The sequence below is a fragment of the Parashewanella tropica genome (assembly GCF_004358445.1).
In the GTDB taxonomy this organism is placed as follows: Bacteria; Pseudomonadota; Gammaproteobacteria; order Enterobacterales; family Shewanellaceae; genus Parashewanella; species Parashewanella tropica.
Genome location: NZ_CP037951.1, coordinates 1 through 20457, shown reverse-complemented (window position 1 = coordinate 20457; position 20457 = coordinate 1). Strand labels below are relative to the sequence as shown.

Here is a 20457-nt window from a genome sequence, read left to right as displayed (position 1 = left end):
CATGAAAAATGCCGTAATCGTTGATTGTATTCGCACGCCTATGGGACGTTCTAAAGGTGGGGTATTTCGCCATCTTCGTGCTGAAACACTGTCTGCCGAATTAATGAAAGGTTTACTCGCTCGTAATCCTCAAGTAAATCCCGAACACATTGAAGATGTGATATGGGGCTGCGTGATGCAAACCTTAGAGCAAGGCTTTAACATCGCCCGTAATGCTTCACTATTAGCGGGTTTGCCAAAAACCACCGCAGGCGTCACCATCAATCGTCTATGCGGCTCATCAATGGAAGCGCTTCATCAAGCCACTCGTGCCATTATGACAGGCATGGGTGATACCTTTATTGTCGGCGGTGTTGAACATATGGGTCATGTGCCTATGACTCACGGTGTTGATTTTCATCCACAGCTTGGCCATCAAGTTGCTAAGGCATCAGGAATGATGGGCTTAACCGCAGAGATGTTAGCCCGACAACATGAGATTAACCGTCAGCAACAAGATGAGTTTGCCCTTCGCTCTCATCAACGCGCTCATGCTGCTACAGTTGAGGGAAGATTTAATACAGAAATATTTCCCATCAATGGTCATGATGCCGATGGTGCATTAACCCAAATCACCACAGATGAAGTGATCCGTGCTGACGCCTCTTTGGAAACCCTAGCTTCATTGCGCCCTGTATTTGATCCCGTCAATGGCACGGTGACCGCTGGAACATCGTCAGCCATTTCAGATGGCGCATCAGCCATGTTAGTCATGGAAGAAGAAAAAGCCAAACAACTCGGTTTGCCTATTCGTGCGCGAGTACGTTCAATGGGAGTTGCAGGTTGCGATCCCGCTATTATGGGATTCGGTCCTGTTCCAGCTACACAAAAAGCACTGGCTCGTGCAGGGCTTACCATTGATGACATTGATCTTATTGAACTCAACGAAGCCTTTGCGGCGCAATCACTACCTTGTGTTAAAGCCTTAGGCTTGATGGATAAGGTTGATGAAAAAATTAACCTCAACGGTGGTGCCATTGCTCTTGGGCATCCATTAGGCTGCTCTGGTACTCGAATATCCACCACGCTTATTAACATTATGGAAGAGAAAGATGCGAGCCTTGGATTAGCCACCATGTGTATTGGTTTTGGTCAAGGTATTGCTACAGTTTTTGAGCGAGTGTAAACACCTTCTTCGGTGCCAACTTAATTCAAAGCTGGCACCATGTTTCACGTGAAACAACATTCACATTTATTCATCATAAACTTGGCAATTGAAAACTCAATGGTAAAATAGCCGCCACTTTTGCAGTAACTAAGACGAACGATGACCACACCATTTGAAAACGCCCATCACCAACTTGATGCCCTTGGTTTGCGCTGCCCTGAGCCTGTAATGATGGTGCGGAAAAAGGTGCGTCATATGCAAGACGGTGAGACGCTATTAATCATCGCTGATGATCCCGCGACAACCCGTGATATTCCAAGCTTTTGTCAGTTTATGGATCACAAACTACTTGCTGAAGATACCAGCAGTACACCCTATCAATATCTGATCCAAAAAGGCTTGTAAGTCTTTACTTACAACCACATTTGTTTTCACATAGTTTGTAACGCTAATTCCCTTTTAAGTTTTGGTTAAATGTGCGATAAAACACATTGCATAAAATAACTAAAACGAGAATGGGAATCCGAATGTTTACCTCCAAGTTAAGCCCACTGTATGCGGCAATGGCATTGAGTCTTTCCATAAGCACAGCGCAAGCAAAAGAAGACACTAAATGGTCGGTCAATGAACCCGCCAACCAACCTACTCAAAGCGTCGACATTAATGTTACCGAAGGCACATGGATGAATGTATCCGTCAGCCCTGACGGAAAACACATCGCATTTGATCTATTGGGTGATATTTATCAAATGCCAATCAATGGCGGTAAAGCTAAACGATTAGTAAAAGGCATGGCGTGGCAAATGCAGCCCGTTTATAGTCCTGATGGCAAATCCATTGCCTATACCTCTGATGAAAATGGTGGTGATAACCTTTGGGTTATGGATGCCGATGGCAGTAATCAGCGTGCAGTTACCAATGAAACCTTCCGCCTGTTAAACAGCCCAGCGTGGAGCCCTGATTCACAATATCTTGTCGCTCGTAAGCACTTTACGGCCAGCCGCAGTTTAGGTGCCGGTGAAGTTTGGCTTTACCATGTGACAGGCGGCAAAGGTGTTCGCTTAACCGAGCGCCCTAATGATCAAAAAGACTTAGGTGAACCCGCTTATTCCCCTGACGGTCGCTACATCTATTTCAGCCAAGATGCGACGCCGGGTAAAACCTTTCACTACTCAAAAGATTCTGTGAAAGGTATTTATAAAATCAAACGCTACGATACCCAAACCGGTGACATCAATGTATTAGTATCTGGCACGGGTGGTGCGATCCGTCCAACGCCTAGCCCTGATGGAACTAAACTCGCTTACATCAAGCGTGACGGATTCCAATCGACACTGTATGTCTTAGATTTAAAGTCGGGTCTTAAAACCAAGCTTTATGACAAGCTTGATCGTGATATGCAAGAAACGTGGGCGATCCACGGCGTCTATCCAACCATGGCATGGACACCAGATAATCGTGATATCGTATTTTGGGCGGGCGGTAAAATTAATCGTCTAAACACCAAAACTCAAACAGCTAACGTGATCCCGTTTGAAGTTAACGACACTCGTGACATTCAGCCTGCCGTTGTTGTTAAACAAGACATTGATAAAGACACTTTCGATGTCAAAATGCTGCGGATGGCACAAGTCTCACCTAACGGCAAAAAAGTGGTTTATGAAGCGTTAGGTAAGCTATGGGTTCGTAACATCAAAGATGGTAGAGCCAAGCGTCTAACTCGTTTAAATGACAACATTGCTGAACTATTCCCACAATGGTCACGTGACGGTAAAAAGATTGTCTTCACTACTTGGAACGATCAAAAGCAAGGTAGTGTACGCATCGTTAGTGCTCGTGGTGGTAAACCCAAAGTACTGACCAATGAACCGGGCAAATATGTTGAACCCACCTTCTCTCCTGATGGAAAAACTGTGGTTTATAGAAAAACCAGTGGTGGTCGTCTGCTTTCCAAAACTTGGTCACAAGAAACAGGTCTATATCACGTCGATGTAAAAGGTAAGAAAAACACCTTTATCACCAGTAGCGGTTATCAACCACAATTCGGCAGCGACAATGATCGTGTCTACTTTATGGATTACGGCAAAACACCAGAATTTGCTTCCATTAACTTAAACGGTCATGAAAAGCGCACCCACTATAAAAGCAAGTTAGCGACAGAATTCCGCATTTCGCCTGATGGTAACAACCTAGCTTTTGCTGAGCGCTTTAAAGTGTTTGTTACTCCGTTCGCCAAGCATGGTGAAACCATCAACATTGGTCCAAGTGCTAATAACTTACCTGTTACCCAACTGAGTACTCGTGCGGGTGAAAGTATCAGCTGGGGTGGAGATAACAATCAACTGTATTGGACATTAGGCCCTGAACTTTATCAAGCTAAGGTCAATACCGATTACACCAAAGCTAAAGATGACGAAAAAGCTAAGCCAACTATTACTGACCTTGGTTTCAAAAAAGATGCCTATGTTCCACGTGGAACCGTCGCATTTGTTGGCGGTCAAGTGATCACTATGGAAGGTGAAAAGGTTATTAATGATGGTGTTGTGATTGTAAAAGACAACCACATCGAAGCAGTTGGTGATAACTCATTGAATATTCCTAAGGGTGCGAAAGTCATCGACATCAGCGGTAAAACCATTATGCCGGGATTATTCGACGCTCACGCTCATGGCTCTCAAGGCAGCAATGAAATCATTCCTCAGCAAAACTGGATGATGTACGCCAACCTTGCACTAGGTGTTACCACTATTCACGATCCATCCAATGACACCACCGAAGTGTTTGCGGCATCCGAGCAACAAAAAGCCGGTAACATTGCTGCACCACGTATCTTCTCAACCGGAACCATTTTGTATGGCGCTAATGGCCCAGGTTATACCTCGCACGTTGATTCGTTGGATGATGCTAAGTTCCACTTAGAACGTCTTAAAAAAGTCGGTGCCTTTACGGTGAAGAGTTATAACCAGCCACGCCGTAATCAGCGTCAACAAGTGATCGCTGCTGCTCGTGAAATGGATATGATGGTGGTTCCTGAAGGTGGTTCGCTACTGCAACACAACCTATCTATGATTGTTGACGGTCACACGACTTTAGAACACGCACTTCCTGTTGCGGCTATCTATAACGACATCAAGCAAGTATGGAAAGCCTCTAATACCGCTTACACGCCAACATTGGTTGTGGCATACGGAGGTATTTCGGGTGAACATTACTGGTATGACAAAACCAATGTGTGGGAACACCCTCGCCTGTCTAAGTACGTACCATCTGAATTATTAAACTCTCGTTCTATGCGTCGTACTAAAGCACCTGATGGACACTACAATCACTTTAATGTGGTTAAAGCCGCAAAAGAGTTAAATGATATTGGTGTGGTTACTAACATTGGTGCGCACGGTCAACGTGAAGGTCTTGCTGCACACTGGGAAATGTGGATGTTCGCACAAGGTGGCATGACCAATATGGAAGTACTAAAAACCGCGACCATTAACCCTGCCAAAACCTTTGCTCTTGATCATCAGCTTGGCAGTATCAAAAAAGGCAAACTGGCTGACTTAATCGTGATTGATGGCAATCCATTGAAGAACATTCGCGATACCGACAAAGTGGTTTACACCATGGTCAACGGTAAGCTTTACGATGCTGAAACCATGAATGAACTTAATGGTGATAAGAAGAAACGTAAACCGTTTTTCTTTGAAGATAAGTAAGTAATTGTTTTGTTGAAATGACAAAGGGTGTTTCACGTGAAACACCTTTATGATTATGAGTTGGGGCTTAAGTTGAAAAACAAAAATGCAGTGAAAACAACACGCAATGCAGAACAAGGAAATGGATGGACGTTAGTTTCCACAGGGAAAGTCACCGTAGACATAGAATGCGATTCATGGAATGGCTTTATTGATTTATTTCACCATGAAGGAGCTTTAAAAGAAAACAATAATTATGTATTTAGAGGTCAAGCATCTGAAAATTGGTCACTTGAACCTACTTTAAAAAGAGCAATGGGGAATATAGATAAACAAGTTGAACTGAAAGTTTTAGAAACTTTTAAAAAGTACTCTTTAGGCAGAAGAGGACAAAATCCACCTCAACTGAATACAGATGAGTGGTGGGCTTTAGGTCAACATTTTGGATTAAGTACTCCACTACTTGATTGGTCATACTCTCCCTATATTGCAGCCTTTTTTGCATTCAATAGTAACCAAAGCGATACAGAAAATGTCGTTGTCTGGGCATTGTCAAAAAAAGTAAATGAAAAACCTTGTATTGAACAACTCAAAGAAGAAAGACATATCCAGTTTTTATCTCCGTATCTGGATGAAAATAATAGGTTGATTAATCAACGAGGGTTATTTGTCAAAACTCCAGATATGATGTGTATCTCTGAATGGATAGAGTTGATTAAAGAAAACGGAACTATCGATTTAGCAAGAATTTTAATCCCCAAAAGCGAAAAAAAATTTGCATTAGATTCTCTTGATAAAATGAATATTAACGCTTTCACATTATTTCCTGACCTTTCAGGATCAGGAATGTATGCGAATTATGTAAACAACAGGGAACTTACAACTTAATAAGTTCCCAAAAATTAAAAAACCAGAAACTATAAACAGCTCTCTTTGCTTTTATTTCCGACAAAAACATTCTTGAGTATGATCATCCACCATACCCACCGCCTGCATAAAGGCATAACAAATCGTAGGACCAACAAAATTAAAGCCTAACTTTTTAAGAGCTTTTGACATGGCCTGCGATTCGGGCGTTTCGACAGGCACTTCTGTTAGGGATAAAAACTCATTAACGATGGGCTTACCACCGACAAATTCCCATAAGAATTGTGAGAAGTCATTGCCCTGCTCTAAAAAGGCAATATAAGCTTTGGCGTTGCGTATGATGGATTGGATCTTTAACCGGTTACGCACAATACCTTTATCTTGCATTAAGCGCTCAACATCGTCTTCGGTAAATTTAGCAATTTTATATGGGTCGAAATTGGCAAAAGCTTTTTGATAATTTTGCTGTTTCTTCAAAATGGTGATCCAAGACAGTCCCGCTTGTTGTCCATCAAGGCACAGTTTCTCAAACAGCTCTAATGGGTCATAAACCGGACATCCCCAAACCTTATCGTGATATTCCTGATAAATAGGATCTTCACTCACCCAAGCGCAGCGTGTTAATGTCATTTTAAAGTTCCCTTTACGTTCAAGTCGTTCCCATAATAACTATAAGCCAAGATAAAATGAATTGTTCAATGTTATTAAAGGAGCAATACTGCGCACGACAACAGAAGCGTGCGTCCATGTACTGACGACCGTTACATCCTGTAACGGACGGTTGTCATACCGCAGTATTGCTCCTATCAATGTATCAGCCTTATTCAGTACAGGAACTCTAGATTAGATACAGATAATGAATAAACCGACTGTCCGAGGCATGGATGCCGAGGTCAAGCGCCCATGGACGGGTTTACAGCGTGTCGGTGTTTCATTATCTGTATCATTCGACGCACATAACCAACAGGAAACAAATACAAATAAATTTTCCCTTGAGGATCATAAAGCTAGAAAATAACCTACTCAGAACGATACCATGAAGGTATAATCGAAACCATTTTCTACCACTTTATATAGCGACAGTAATGAGCAGCAATCACGATATAAAAACGTTTCAAGGGTTTATTCTCACCCTGCAAGAATACTGGGCGCAGCAAGGTTGCGCTATCATTCAACCACTAGACATGGAAGTTGGGGCTGGAACCTTCCACCCACAAACTTTCTTGCGTTCAATCGGTCCTGAGCCAATGAGCAGTGCTTATGTGCAGCCATCACGCCGCCCTACTGATGGTCGTTATGGGGAAAACCCAAACCGTCTGCAACATTACTATCAATTCCAAGTGGTACTGAAACCGTCACCAGATAACATTCAAGAACTGTACTTAGGCTCACTAAAAGCCTTAGGTGTCGACCCAGAAGTTCACGACATTCGTTTTGTTGAAGATAACTGGGAATCTCCAACACTCGGTGCTTGGGGTCTTGGTTGGGAAGTCTGGCTAAACGGTATGGAAGTGAGTCAGTTCACCTACTTCCAACAAGTGGGTGGTCTTGAATGTAGCCCTGTAACTGGTGAAATCACTTATGGCCTTGAGCGTCTTGCGATGTACATTCAAGGCGTAGACAGCGTTTACGACTTAGTGTGGACGGACGGTCCAATGGGTCGAATCACTTATGGTGACGTATTCCATCAAAACGAAGTCGAACAATCTGAGTTTAACTTCGACCATGCTGACGTTGATTTCTTATTTGCGACCTTCGATAAATGTGAGGAAATGTGCAACAAGCTACTTGAGCTTGAAAAACCACTTCCGCTACCAGCTTATGAGCAAGTGATGAAAGCCTCGCACGCATTTAACCTGCTTGATGCTCGTCATGCGATTTCGGTCACCGAACGTCAGCGCTATATCCTACGTGTTCGCACCATGGCCAAAGGCGTCGCTGAAGCTTACTATGCCGCACGTGAAGCCCTTGGCTTCCCAATGTGTAAGTAATGAGGTAATAAAAAATGAATAAAGAAAACTTACTCATTGAGATTGGTACTGAAGAGCTACCACCAAAAGCCCTTAAAACACTGGCTGAAGCGTTTTTAGTAAACTTTACCGCAGAGCTCGACAAAGCCGAATTAACCTTTGATAACGCTAACTGGTTTGCTGCACCTCGCCGTTTAGCCTTGCGTATCGAAAACTTAGATGTGGCACAAGCCGATAAAATCGTTGAAAAGCGTGGTCCTGCGGTAAGCAGTGCGTTTGATGCTGATGGCAACCCAACGAAAGCCGCTATGGGCTGGGCTCGTGGCAATGGCATTAGTGTTGAAGACGCTGAGCGTCTTGTAACAGACAAAGGCGAATGGCTGCTGCACAAAGCACAAGTGACAGGTAAAGCCACCAGTGAACTAGTCGCTGATATGACTCAACATGCTCTGGATAAATTACCTATTCCAAAACCGATGCGTTGGGGTAGCAACACCACCCAATTTATACGTCCAGTTCATACTGTAACCATGCTTTTAGGTGCTGAATCCATTGATGGCACAGTATTAGGTATCAAGTCAGCACGCACCATTCGTGGTCATCGCTTTATGGGTCAAAGTGAATTTGAACTCAATCATGCTGATGATTACCTACCTACCCTAAAAGAAACCGGTAAGGTAATGGCGGATTACGCTGAGCGTAAAGCCATTATTAAAGCAGGCGCAGAGCAAGCAGCTAAAGAGTTAGGTGGTATTGCAGAGCTGACTGATGAACTGTTAGATGAAGTCGCATCACTGGTTGAATGGCCTGTAGTTCTTAAAGCCAATTTTGAAAATGACTTTTTAAACGTGCCACAAGAAGCCTTGGTGTATACCATGAAAGGCGATCAGAAATACTTCCCTGTATTTGATAACGACGGTAACTTACTGCCGCATTTTATCTTTGTCACCAACATTGAATCGAAAGATCCTCAGCAAATCATTGATGGTAATGAGAAGGTGATCCGCCCTCGCCTTGCTGACGCCGAATTCTTCTTTAACACAGATAAAAAACGCAGCTTAGAATCACGTCTAGAAAGCTTAGAAACCGTGGTATTCCAAAAGCAATTAGGTACACTGAGAGACCGCGTTAATCGTATCAGTGCTCTATCGGGTTACATTGCCGGTTTATTAAGTGCTAACCAAGACGATGCCGCTCGTGCCGGTTTGCTGTCTAAAACCGATTTAATGACCGAAATGGTGATGGAATTTACCGACACTCAAGGCACCATGGGCATGCACTATGCGCGACTTGATGGTGAAACCGAAGCGGTTGCAGTGGCACTTCAAGAGCAATATCTGCCTAAGTTTTCGGGCGACCGCGTTCCAACAGAATTGGTTTCTTGCTCCGTCGCACTGGCTGAAAAATTTGATACGCTTGTGGGTATTTTCGGTATTGGTCAAGCCCCGAAAGGCGCAGCGGATCCATTTGCTCTGCGTCGAGCTGCGATTGGTATTTTGCGCATTATCGTCGAGAACAAACTGCCTCTGGATTTAGTAGATTTGATTGCAAAAGCCGCAGAACTTCATGGTGCAAGCGTTAGCAATGACAATACTCACGATGACGTGCTGCAATTCCTGATGGGACGTTTCCGCTCTTGGTATCAAGATAAAGGCGTAGATGTTGATGTGATCTTAGCGGTACTCGCTCGCACGCCGACTCAACCTGCTGACTTTGATAAGCGTATTTTTGCGGTATCAGAGTTTAGAAAGCGTGAAGAAGCAACGGCGCTTGCTGCGGCTAATAAACGTGTATCGAACATTCTGGCGAAAAATGCGATTGATGGTTCAAATGAAATCAATCAAGGTTTGCTAGCGGAAGATGCTGAAATAAAACTGGCGGCACAATTAGCTGAACTTGAGCCAGCATTAACGCCACTGTTTGCTGAAGGTAACTATGAAGCTGCGCTAAATCAGTTAGCCGCCCTGCGTACTAACGTCGATACCTTCTTTGAAGATGTGATGGTGATGGCGGATGATGAAGCGCTTAAAAATAACCGTTTAGCCCTTCTGAATCACTTACGCACTTTGTTCTTACAAGTGGCGGATATTTCTCTACTGCAATCGTAATTTTTCCTATGGGCATCCACCGATGCCCATTATTTTCGCTTTTGTGTACTGCTTTTGGCTGGGAGATCAATTACGCTATAAAACTCACGTTTATACCCTTCATAATCCCTCTCAGATAATAACTTAAGTTCCTCAGAAAAAGGATGATCTTCAAAATAGAGATCACCAACGTCATCGGGTTTAGCACATTGTTTTGATTTCATATTATAAAGTGGGTCCAAATCTCCCTCTCGATAAATTTGACCAAAGCAAGTAACTTCATTAGGTCCTAATAGTATTTTTACGTCAGCGATCATAAACTCTAGTGCGTCTATACCCTCTTCTAACCGCTCTTTGGGAGTCATAGATTCTATATGAAATTCAAATAGTTGATATTGGTTAGAAACAATGGAGAATGTTTTGGTTCTTGCCGTATGAACTTGTGCAAAGCCATAACTAAAATATCTAAAAACATCAGCTTCAAATGCCTGACACGCCAACATTTTTTTAAAGCCAGCTTGAAATGAGCTACTAACCTCACGAGCCTCTACCCGCTCATATTTACTCTCCGTGTTGTCATCACCAAGTTCCAACACGGTCATATCTCCGTTTGGATCGACAAAGGTATATTTGGACCGAGCTAAATCCCCCCTAAACTGTTCATCAATAAACGCTTCTCCTCTAGCCTGATAATATTTAAGTAATTCTTGCTGTAATGTCGCAGCACCTCGATCTTCAACAATACGAACAAGCTGACCGATTTGCATTTTAGCTCCATTAACTGAGGGGTGACTCTGATTTAACGGTTGTAAAGAAAACTCGGCTACATATCTAGGATCAGTCAAATGGGTTTGAAGCTCTATGTAAGCATTATATCGCTGATAAGCAGGCGTAGTATCATTGGCAAATTGAACTAAAAGCCATTTCACCCTTCGTAATTGATCCTGTTTGAAATATTTTTCCAGAGGAAGACAATCGGCTTTGATTTTCTCAAATTCAGTATCCATAGCAGTGACACTGCCAACGGTAACCCAATCTGAGGTTTCTACCGATTTAGCGATGGATTGTGCGGTTGCTTGTTCAACACCCCCGACATTGTCTAGAACTTGCTCAAGATGAAGTACTTTAAGTAATATGGAACCACTTTTGAAATATTCTAATTTGAAGTGCTCACAATACGCAGGTTTGGCTAGCTCAACTAACTGCTCATAAGCTTGCCGTCTACTTTGTACTGAACGCATATCGTTACCGAAAATAAGTAACAACTCTATGGCTTTATTATGATACTTTTCCTCAAAGGCTACGAGGGCAGCATAAACATCATTACGCACAGCATTTTTATAGCTTTCTGTTAACCCTTGTTGCTGTGAAATATCAGTAAATTTCGACTCAAGCTGTTCTTTTTTAGCTTGTGCTGGTGACTGTTTATCATTGCCTAAATCAATCCCAGGATTAGCGGGATGACCAAGTACGGCTCCTGTGGACATAATTATCCTTGATCACTTCATTTTGCATAAAAATAGCCTATTCAAATTCAGAAATAACAAAATTTGAATAAGATGTATTCTAAATGATAGGCCTGTTCAAGAAATCACATCAACTTGTTTTTATTAAACTTAATTCACAAAAGCTTCAATTGTTGAGCAAAAACCTGCTTCAATACGCAATTCTATTTACGAGGATCGATAACACAAACCATGGCATATCAAATCAATCAAACTGTATCTGCTAATGGTAACCTCGTAGAAATGGGAAATATGGCTACAAAAATTGTCACCGCCATACCAGAGCAACTCCCAGAAGCGCTGGCTAATCAATTAATTACGTTAAGTGCGCAACTTTCTGTAGAGCCCATTATTGCAAGTATCTGTCAGCTTGATCCTTCAGTATTAACTAGCCATGAATGGCAGTGTGCCATGTTCGTGATGCTGAAAGAACTTAAGCATTGTCTATACAAAGATAGTGTGACTCCCTGCACTCACCCTCTTTCAGCTTCTCAGATTAATTTTATTACTTCGTTTACCTATCAACCTCAACTGGCGGTTTTATTGTTACTGTCGGCGAAGGAAGGATTAGGTTTAGATAATTTAATAGACTCAGTGGCTAATTTAAACGCCCCCTCACACTCAATAACAGAAGCTGAGCTGTTATTGTATGTCGTCGAAATTGAACCAAAATTGAACCTCGGTTCAACACAAGCGATTCAAAAGGCTTTGTCTACCTCACCGGATTTAGACGCGATTGATTGGATATTAACGGTAAATACTCGCTTACGTGAGTATATAAGCCGAAAAAGTACTCCCTATGTAGAGCACTACACAGCACATAGTTTTCATTTAGTTGAAACACCTTGGAGTCGTAATCAACAGCTTTGGCATTTACTTTCACAAACGACCGTTTCCACCGTAATGAATAAGCTAAATGCTATGGTCAATCAGGCACAGGTATCACCGCATCATATTGCGAGCTTAAAGCAAGTTACGCGAACACTGTTATCCATAAAAGGCCTACAAGGTGACATGGCAATGGAGCAATGGCTAAAAGACAAAGAAAAGCAGCCAGTAACAGTGCTTGAATCTGGAGTGCTCACTCCAGATTCTCTTCACAGTGACCAAGTGTTGAGATGGGTAAAATGTTGCCAACAATGGAAACAGCCCATTGTTATTCATGCCTTTATAAGCCAGTCACCCCAAGCTATATGTCAAACAACAATAGAAGACATCAAGTATTGGCTAGAAACAGAACCTACACCAGCACTTCATCGCAGCTTGTTGTTTGCTTGCTGCCAATGTGGGCATATCGAGCATCTAAAGTATCTAATAAATACAATTCCACAATGGCAATTACTCAAAGGAGAGAATGGAGAAAGTCTGTTACATCAAGTATGTTGCCATGGTCAACCTACACTCATCCCTGTCTTACTCGCTGCTGGACTTTACCTTGATACTGTTGATGATAAAGGTCATACACCTCTGCATTGTGCCGTTCATTTCGGTAAATTAGATTGCATAGAACAATTGATAAAAGCAGGAGCACGATATGACCAACAAGTTGAAAACAGCTTGCACACTGTTTTCCATATAACAGTATTGGCGAAACAATATCATGTGTTGGAGTGGTTATTATCGCAAGCTAAATTTGCTACGGCCTTGAAGTTATTCAATGCTAACGGCTTATCAGCCGCACACTTAGCCGTAAAATTAGGGGATGAAAGAGCCTTAACTTTATTATGTTTAACCCCCAAGACATCATTACAACTTCACATACAAGCTCAAACTCAACAAGGCTTTAGCTTATTGCATATTGCAATTATTTATCGTCAACAAGCTCTCATTGACACTCTTTGGGACAAAGGCTTAAGAAACATAGAGTCAGGACAAAAAAACTTATTGATGTTGGCGACACAAGCTGGAATGCCCAACCTTATTCACCGGTTGATGAAACACAACCCTGATTTTATAAAGTCAGCCATACTTGAAAACGGGATCACTCCTGTGCATATAGCGGCCAAAAATGATGATTATGAGACGTTAGTTGCATTGCTTAATTATGATGTAGCCATAAATCAAATAAACCAAGCCGCCAATACCTCCTTAGAATTAACCGTTAATCAGCAAACGCTTTATCTCGATGGACAAGTGACTCCACTTCACCTTACTATCGTCAACCATAGCCACAAGGCACTAAAACTATTACTGTCTTTTAAAGTTATGGGTAGCTATAAGCCTGCCATCGATTGTAATCTATCTTTGAAAGACATACATCAATGCTCACCTCTTCATCTTGCCGCCTTAACCGCAAATCAATTTGCAGTGCAAAGGCTACTAAGTTTTGGCGTATGCATTACTCAAGATCTAGTGATCCGCGTAGATAAGCACACAGTGGAGAAGTATTATCCATGGGCCATTACAGAAAGATATTGGCCTCCGAATATAAGCAACCCCATCAAAGCACTATTTAGAGATCACATGAAAAAAACACAGCACTTTGATAGCTTGCCTTACGGTAAGGAGTCCGTTTCCATTCCAGAAACAAAAAAGGGGTCTGATCAGACCCCTTGTGCTCGTCGTCGACGTATACCTCGACGCTTAACTTAATCCGCTAAATTTACACGTCTAAGTTTGCTACGTTTAGTGCATTAGACTCGATAAAATCACGACGTGGCTCAACTTGGTCACCCATCAGGGTAGTAAACAATTGATCAGCACCTACCGCATCTTCAATGGTCACTTGAAGCATACGACGCGTTTCAGGATCCATGGTGGTTTCCCAAAGCTGCTCAGGGTTCATCTCACCCAGACCTTTGTATCGCTGAATGTATAAACCGCGTTTCGCTTCATGCACTAACCAATCAAGGGCTTCAACAAAGTTGACGACGTCTTTACGTTTCTCACCACGTTGAACAAAACCACCCTCTTCGATCAAGCCTTCCATATCCGCTGCAAGGCTAGTAATGGTTTGGTAATCATTCGATTGGAAGAACTCAAAGTTAAACAGGTAATTGGTATCAATACCATGCTTACGAATAGTAAGATTTGGCAAATACGCCTGACGTTCAGAATCAAAAATCACATTGCCCGAGAACAATACGCCACCTGACTCATGGTTAGTTAAATCTTCAACTAAGCTGTTCACCCACTGAGTCATTTTACCTTCATCGCTTAGCAGCGGTTGAACATTGGTTTGATACAACAAACGCTCGGTAATAAAGCTTGGGAAACGCTGATCTAAACGCTCAATGATCTTCTCTACTTGGCGATATTGATTCACCATATTCTCTAATGGCTGACCCGAAATGCCTGGAGCCCCTTGAGTTGGGTGAATGCTGGTACCATCCAATGCCAACGTCGTTAAGTACTGAGTCAACGCCGCTTCATCTTTGATGTACTGCTCTTGCTTACCTTTTTTCACCTTATACAAAGGTGGCTGAGCGATATATACAAAGCCACGTTCAATCAGCTCTGGCATTTGACGGAAGAAGAAGGTCAACAGCAACGTACGAATGTGAGAGCCATCGACGTCAGCATCGGTCATGATGATGATGTTGTGATAACGGGTCTTATCTGGATCGTATTCATCTCGACCAATACCACAACCCAATGCCGTAATTAGTGTCGCCACTTCTTGTGATGACAACATCTTGTCAAAACGCGCTTTTTCAACGTTAAGAATTTTACCTTTTAGCGGCAAAATTGCTTGGTTTTTACGGTTACGACCTTGCTTCGCACTACCGCCTGCAGAGTCACCCTCCACTATGTAAATTTCAGAAAGACCAGGATCTTTCTCTTGGCAATCCGCCAGCTTACCCGGCAAACCACCTAAATCTAATGCACCTTTACGACGGGTCATTTCACGGGCTTTACGCGCCGCTTCACGAGCACGTGCGGCATCGATGATTTTACCGACAATCAGTTTAGCTTCGACAGGGTTTTCTAATAAGAAGTCATTGAGCTTTTCGCTCATGGTTTGCTCAACCGCAGACTTCACTTCGCTAGAAACCAACTTGTCTTTGGTTTGTGAACTGAATTTAGGATCCGGCACTTTAACCGAAATAACGGCGGTTAGACCTTCACGGGCATCATCACCGCTGGCGCTGGTTTTACCTTTTTTATTAAAGCCTTCGCGCTCCATGTAACTGTTAAGGTTACGGGTCAATGCGCTACGGAAACCCGCTAGGTGAGTACCACCATCACGTTGAGGAATGTTGTTGGTGAAACAGAAGATGTTTTCTTGGTAACCATCGTTCCACTGCATCGCCACTTCAACGCCAATACCGTCCTTACCTTCTGCCACAAAGTGGAAGATATCTTTATTCACTGGCGTTTTATTACGGTTGAGATAATCAACGAAGGCGCCGATACCACCATCGTATTTGAAAAACTCATCTTTGTTGTCACGCTCGTCAACCAAACGGATCGCCACACCAGAGTTTAGGAAAGACAGCTCACGAACACGCTTAGCCAAAATATCAAAGTGGAAAAGTGTGTCACTGAAGGTTTCACTGCTTGGCCAGAAACGAATTTCGGTACCGGTTTTATCGGTTTCACCAATGATTTCGATTTCTTTTTCAGGCTCACCCATGTGGTAGAACTGCTCATAAACACTGCCATCACGACGAATGGTTAATTGCAGTTTTTCAGACAACGCGTTTACAACCGAAACACCCACGCCGTGTAGACCGCCCGATACTTTATAAGAGTTATCATCGAACTTACCACCGGCATGCAGTACCGTCATGATCACTTGCGCCGCGGATACGCCCTCTTCAGGGTGAATCGCAACCGGAATACCACGACCGTCATCTTTTACCCCAACACTGCCGTCAGCATGAATGGTGATGGTGATTTCACTACAGTGTCCAGCTAAGGCTTCGTCGATGGAGTTATCGACCACTTCGAATACCATGTGGTGTAGACCTGTACCATCATCAGTATCACCGATGTACATCCCAGGTCGTTTACGTACTGCATCAAGGCCTTTTAGTACCTTAATGCTCGAAGAATCGTAACTATTCTCTGACATATTATTCTCTCAAAAGTTCTAACCTAGAAAAAGCAGTTAGTGACGGTTTTAAACGCAGATAAAATTGTCGCTAGTAAGGCTTGAATTGAAACAAATAGTGGTTCTATTTGTAAAATTCGTAACGAAGCTAGCGTCTATTTTAGCCAGTTTACGAGCGTCAAACCCTCACATTAAAGATAAGATTATCTACCTTCTCTAGCTATTAATGCAGTTAATTTAACGTATTGTGTCTAACTGCTTTTTTTAGGTTTAACCAGTTCACAATGAAGTGGCGTCCTTAACCGTAACATTTCCCTGTTCCATGTGAAACATCTGTGCTGGAGGGCTATGTAACGAATCCGTGATCGCAGTGGGCTCGATGGCAGTAACAAATACTTGTGCCTCGGTTTCTAATAACTGCGATAGTAATAATTGTCGGTGTTTGCTATCTAACTCCGACGGCAAATCGTCAACCAAATACACACTGCTTTTGTCGATTTGCTGTTTTAATAATTTACCTTGTGCAATACGAAGCGCGCACACAAGTAACTTTAATTGACCTCGAGATAACGCATCTTGTACCGGCAGATTGCCTACCCGTAATCGTAAGTCAGCTTTATGAGCACCACTGCTGGTGTGACCGGCGGCTAAATCCCGCTGATATTGACTGTAAAGCACGGTAGCATAAGGGGTTTTCTTATCCCAACCTTGAGTAAAACTGACCTTAACTTCGACCTGAGGTAAAAACTTATCAATTATACCTGTTAACACCGCATTTAACGAGTCAACATAGTGATTTCTGATCTCTGTGACAGCTTCAGTATAACGAACCAATTCCGCATCCCAAACCTTTAACGTTTCTTGACTGGCTTGTTGTTTAAGTAATTGATTACGTTGTTTGAGAATACGCCTGACATTCCCCCACACGCCGTGGAATTTATGATCGGAATGAAACGCCCCCCAATCGATAAACTGACGTCTGGCTTTTGGACCTTCAAACAATAAAGAAAAGCTTTCTGGGGTAATGACTTGAATAGGCAGGGTTTCAGCAAGCTCAGATAAACGTTTTAATTTTTCGCCTTGTAAGCGAACGTCAATATCACCATTGCGATAACGCCTTAAGCCTAATTTCATCTTACCTTCTGGCTGATTGAGCTCAGCAAACAAGGTCAGTTCATTGGTTTCGTATTGAATAACCCGCTGGCTCAGGTGACTGCGAAACGAGCGCCCCATACCCAAAAAATAAATGGCTTCTAAAACACTGGTTTTGCCGCTGCCATTTTCACCACAAATTAAATTCAACCCAGCATCAAATTGCAGCCGAGCCGATTTAATATTGCGAAATTGATGAATGTGTAGCTGAGATAAACTCATACAACCAATGTACCTGATGTGTGAATGTTAGTCCTCACAAAGGTAGGAATAATGCGATAAGACAATCGTCCGTTACAGGATGTAACGGCCGTCAGTACATGGATGTACGCTTCCATTGGCGTTCGCATTATTACGCACTTATTTCTGATAACAGACTTCACACATAGAGTAATAATGAAAATTACAAACGCATTGGCATCACCACGTACATGGAATCTTCTTCCTCGTGGTTTTCGATAAGGGCGCTGGAGTTGTTATCAATTAAGGTGATACGCACATCTTCAGCGCGAATATGGTTGAGCACATCTAACAGATAACTGACGTTGAAACCGATTTCGAGTGGATCATTGTCATAATCAATATCCACCATTTCTTCGGCTTCTTCTTGCTCTGGATTATTGGCGGTAATTTTCATCAATCCAGATTCAAGTCCAATGCGTACACCACGGAATTTCTCATTCGATAAAATAGAGGCGCGCAATAAGGCTTGTTTTAAGGCATTACGACTGGCAATCACCACTTTAGTCCCGCCTTTGGGCAGCACCCGTTGATAATCAGGGAAACGACCATCCACCAGTTTACTGGTAAATACTGCCGTTTCAGTGGTAATGCGAATGGCATTATCACCAACGGCAATGGTGACATCTTTGTCTTCATCATCTAACAAGCGAAGCATTTCCATCACCCCTTTACGAGGCACAATCACCTGTTTTTCAGGTAACGACGCTTCTACGGTTTTGTGGCTCAACGCCAAGCGGTGACCATCAGTAGCAACCGCACGCAAAACACTGCCATCGGTTTCCATTAACAAACCATTGAGGTAATAACGCACATCTTGGTTCGCCATCGAAAATTGTGTCGAATCAATCACCGTTTTTAACGTACCTTGTTTAAGACTGAATTCAATATCAGCATCAAAGCTCTCGACGTTCGGGTATTCATCAGCCGGTAATGTCGCTAATGAAAAACGGCTTCGTCCACAGCGAAGCAAGGCTTTACCTTCTTGAAGTTCAAAATGAAGTTCGGTTTGCTCAGGAAGAGATTTAACAATATCTAATAGCTTTTTGGCAGGAACGGTTATGCGTGACTCTTCAACGTCTGTATTAAGGGTTGCTTCACCTACGAGTTCAACTTCTAAGTCAGTACCTGTGACTCTAAGTGAGTTACCACTTATCTCCATCAAAACATTAGACAGAATAGGCATATTACTTCTTTTTTCTACTGCACCACTCACTAATTGCAGCGGTTTTAATAGCGCGTCCCTATCAATAGAAAATTTCATATGTCTAGCTCCCTGATGGTTACCTTAAAGCGTTTGAATTTTATATGCCGAGATCAGCAAAGTAATTCTATTATTATTCAATTAAATCAGAAACACTAGCCTAACTGGATTTCTGCTTTCAAAAGCGTCCACTTTGCCAACAATCTTCAGTTATTTATGACGATAACGTACGGATCAAATTGGCGTAGTCTTCTTTGATATCGTGACTTTCTTCTCTAAGCTGGGCAATCTTACGACACGCGTGTAACACTGTCGTATGGTCACGTCCACCAAAGGCATCACCGATTTCAGGCAAACTTTGGTTGGTCAGCTCTTTGGCTAACGCCATCGCCACTTGACGAGGTCTGGCAACACTGCGAGAACGACGCTTGGACAGCATATCCGCCATCTTAATTTTGTAGTATTCCGCAACCGTCTTTTGAATGTTATCAACCGTCACTAACTTTTCTTGTAATGCGAGCAAATCACGTAAGGCTTCACGCACAAAATCAATGGTGATCGGACGACCCGTAAAGTTGGCATTAGCAATCACGCGGTTAAGTGCGCCTTCAAGCTCACGAACGTTTGAGCGTAAACGTTTAGCAATAAAGAACGCCACTTCATCAGGCAGTACGATGCCGCTTTCTTCAGCTTTACGCATCAAAATCGCCACACGAGTTTCAAGCTCAGGTGGCTCAATAGCAACAGTTAGCCCCCAACCAAAGCGGGATTTTAGACGATCTTCCACACCGTCGATCTCTTTCGGGTAGCGATCTGAAGTAAGGATGATCTGATGATTACCTTCAAGCAAGGCATTAAAGGTATGAAAGAATTCTTCTTGTGAGCGATCTTTATTGGCAAAGAATTGAATGTCATCAATGAACAAGGCATCGACACTGCGATAATAACGCTTAAAGTCTTCAATGGCGTTATTTTGCAACGCTTTTACCATGTCTTGCACAAAGCGCTCAGAGTGCATATACACCACTTTGGCATCGGGCTTATTTTTGATGATGCCATTGCCCACTGCATGTAAAAGATGAGTTTTACCTAAACCAGTACCGCCATATAAAAACAGTGGGTTGTAGGCACCACCGGGATTTTCAGCCACTTGCAACGCCGCTGCTTTACCCAATTGGTTAGACTTACCTTCAACGAAGTTATCAAACTGATACGTTGGGTTAATATTACTGCGGTGATTAGGGTTAGCACTGCTCTTTTGAGGTGATGCCGCAGGGTTGGTTGCTTTGGGTTTAACCGTAGCTTTAGGCTCAACTGTAGGCGCGGCACTCACAACAGGTGTTGCTTTTACCGCAGGTTTACTGCCGATATCAAAGCGCAATTTGGGCGCATCACTGCCCATTTGCTCGATAAAAAATTGGTTAATGAGGCTGAGGTATTTGTCTCTAACCCAATCCAGCACAAAGCGGTTTGGCGCGTACAACACCAAGGTTTCCCCATCCATTTCAGCTTGTAACGGTCGGATCCACATACTGAACTGCTGAGCCGGAAGCTCATCTTGCAGTCGTCCGATACACTGTTGCCAAAGCGAAACTGCCAC

Annotated in this window: 13 protein-coding genes; 7 read left to right on the top strand and 6 right to left on the bottom strand. The window is 42.9% G+C overall.

The features are described 5' to 3' along the window. The first annotated feature begins 1 nt into the window (after position 1). The 4 genes from fadA (at position 2) to E2H97_RS00050 (ending at position 5724) form a co-directional block, all read left to right on the top strand. Positions 2-1165, top strand: a complete 1164-nt coding sequence (gene fadA, locus E2H97_RS00065; protein WP_133405230.1) for an acetyl-CoA C-acyltransferase FadA — start codon at positions 2-4, stop codon at positions 1163-1165. A 141-nt stretch (positions 1166-1306) separates the two neighbouring features. Further along, positions 1307-1552: a sulfurtransferase TusA gene (tusA, locus tag E2H97_RS00060; protein WP_133405229.1), complete on the top strand. Its 246-nt coding sequence runs from the start codon at positions 1307-1309 to the stop codon at positions 1550-1552. Positions 1553-1674: 122 nt separating this feature from the next. After that, complete coding sequence (locus E2H97_RS00055) at positions 1675-4857, top strand: amidohydrolase family protein (protein ID WP_133405228.1); 3183 nt, start codon at positions 1675-1677, stop codon at positions 4855-4857. 36 nt (positions 4858-4893) lie between these two features. Continuing rightward, the gene (locus E2H97_RS00050; protein ID WP_170308212.1) at positions 4894-5724 is read left to right on the top strand and encodes an FRG domain-containing protein; all 831 of its coding nucleotides are present in this window, start codon (positions 4894-4896) and stop codon (positions 5722-5724) included. A 51-nt stretch (positions 5725-5775) separates the two neighbouring features. Here E2H97_RS00050 and E2H97_RS00045 read toward each other — a convergent pair whose 3' ends face one another. Continuing rightward, the gene (locus E2H97_RS00045; RefSeq protein ID WP_133405226.1) at positions 5776-6333 is read right to left on the bottom strand and encodes a DNA-3-methyladenine glycosylase I; all 558 of its coding nucleotides are present in this window, start codon (positions 6331-6333) and stop codon (positions 5776-5778) included. Between the two features lie 455 nt (positions 6334-6788). Here E2H97_RS00045 and glyQ point away from each other — a divergent pair, with 455 nt between their 5' ends. Further along, on the top strand, positions 6789-7694 hold the full coding sequence (gene glyQ / locus E2H97_RS00040; RefSeq protein ID WP_121837901.1) for a glycine--tRNA ligase subunit alpha: 906 nt from the start codon (positions 6789-6791) through the stop codon (positions 7692-7694). 14 nt (positions 7695-7708) lie between these two features. Next, on the top strand, positions 7709-9781 hold the full coding sequence (gene glyS, locus E2H97_RS00035; protein ID WP_133405225.1) for a glycine--tRNA ligase subunit beta: 2073 nt from the start codon (positions 7709-7711) through the stop codon (positions 9779-9781). Between the two features lie 29 nt (positions 9782-9810). On the opposite strand, the gene E2H97_RS00030 is transcribed toward glyS, so the two are convergent. Next, entirely contained in the window at positions 9811-11247 is a 1437-nt protein-coding gene (locus E2H97_RS00030; RefSeq protein ID WP_133405224.1) for a hypothetical protein, read from the bottom strand. Between the two features lie 210 nt (positions 11248-11457). Here E2H97_RS00030 and E2H97_RS00025 point away from each other — a divergent pair, with 210 nt between their 5' ends. Further along, positions 11458-13857 carry an ankyrin repeat domain-containing protein gene (locus tag E2H97_RS00025; RefSeq protein ID WP_133405223.1) on the top strand — a complete coding sequence of 800 codons (2400 nt, stop codon included), beginning with the start codon at positions 11458-11460 and terminating at the stop codon, positions 13855-13857. A gap of 10 nt (positions 13858-13867) precedes the next feature. On the opposite strand, the gene gyrB is transcribed toward E2H97_RS00025, so the two are convergent. The 4 genes from gyrB to dnaA form a co-directional block, all read right to left on the bottom strand. Next, positions 13868-16282 (bottom strand): DNA topoisomerase (ATP-hydrolyzing) subunit B, encoded by a 2415-nt coding sequence (gyrB, locus tag E2H97_RS00020; RefSeq protein ID WP_133405222.1) that lies wholly within the window; start codon positions 16280-16282, stop codon positions 13868-13870. Between the two features lie 258 nt (positions 16283-16540). Then, positions 16541-17635: a DNA replication/repair protein RecF gene (gene recF, locus E2H97_RS00015; protein ID WP_133405221.1), complete on the bottom strand. Its 1095-nt coding sequence runs from the start codon at positions 17633-17635 to the stop codon at positions 16541-16543. A gap of 181 nt (positions 17636-17816) precedes the next feature. Then, entirely contained in the window at positions 17817-18917 is a 1101-nt protein-coding gene (dnaN, locus tag E2H97_RS00010; protein ID WP_133405220.1) for a DNA polymerase III subunit beta, read from the bottom strand. 154 nt (positions 18918-19071) lie between these two features. Beyond that, entirely contained in the window at positions 19072-20457 is a 1386-nt protein-coding gene (gene dnaA / locus E2H97_RS00005; RefSeq protein ID WP_133405219.1) for a chromosomal replication initiator protein DnaA, read from the bottom strand.

Excerpts from the sequence above, each read along its gene's own strand:
- glyS (WP_133405225.1), top strand. The coding sequence starts at position 7,709 with ATGAATAAAGAAAACTTACTCATTGAGATTGGTACTGAAGAGCTACCA.
- tusA (WP_133405229.1), top strand. The coding sequence starts at position 1,307 with ATGACCACACCATTTGAAAACGCCCATCACCAACTTGATGCCCTTGGT.
- glyQ (WP_121837901.1), top strand. The coding sequence starts at position 6,789 with ATGAGCAGCAATCACGATATAAAAACGTTTCAAGGGTTTATTCTCACC.
- E2H97_RS00025 (WP_133405223.1), top strand. The coding sequence starts at position 11,458 with ATGGCATATCAAATCAATCAAACTGTATCTGCTAATGGTAACCTCGTA.
- E2H97_RS00045 (WP_133405226.1), bottom strand. The coding sequence starts at position 6,333 with ATGACATTAACACGCTGCGCTTGGGTGAGTGAAGATCCTATTTATCAG.
- dnaN (WP_133405220.1), bottom strand. The coding sequence starts at position 18,917 with ATGAAATTTTCTATTGATAGGGACGCGCTATTAAAACCGCTGCAATTA.
- recF (WP_133405221.1), bottom strand. The coding sequence starts at position 17,635 with ATGAGTTTATCTCAGCTACACATTCATCAATTTCGCAATATTAAATCG.
- gyrB (WP_133405222.1), bottom strand. The coding sequence starts at position 16,282 with ATGTCAGAGAATAGTTACGATTCTTCGAGCATTAAGGTACTAAAAGGC.
- E2H97_RS00055 (WP_133405228.1), top strand. The coding sequence starts at position 1,675 with ATGTTTACCTCCAAGTTAAGCCCACTGTATGCGGCAATGGCATTGAGT.
- E2H97_RS00030 (WP_133405224.1), bottom strand. The coding sequence starts at position 11,247 with ATGTCCACAGGAGCCGTACTTGGTCATCCCGCTAATCCTGGGATTGAT.
- fadA (WP_133405230.1), top strand. The coding sequence starts at position 2 with ATGAAAAATGCCGTAATCGTTGATTGTATTCGCACGCCTATGGGACGT.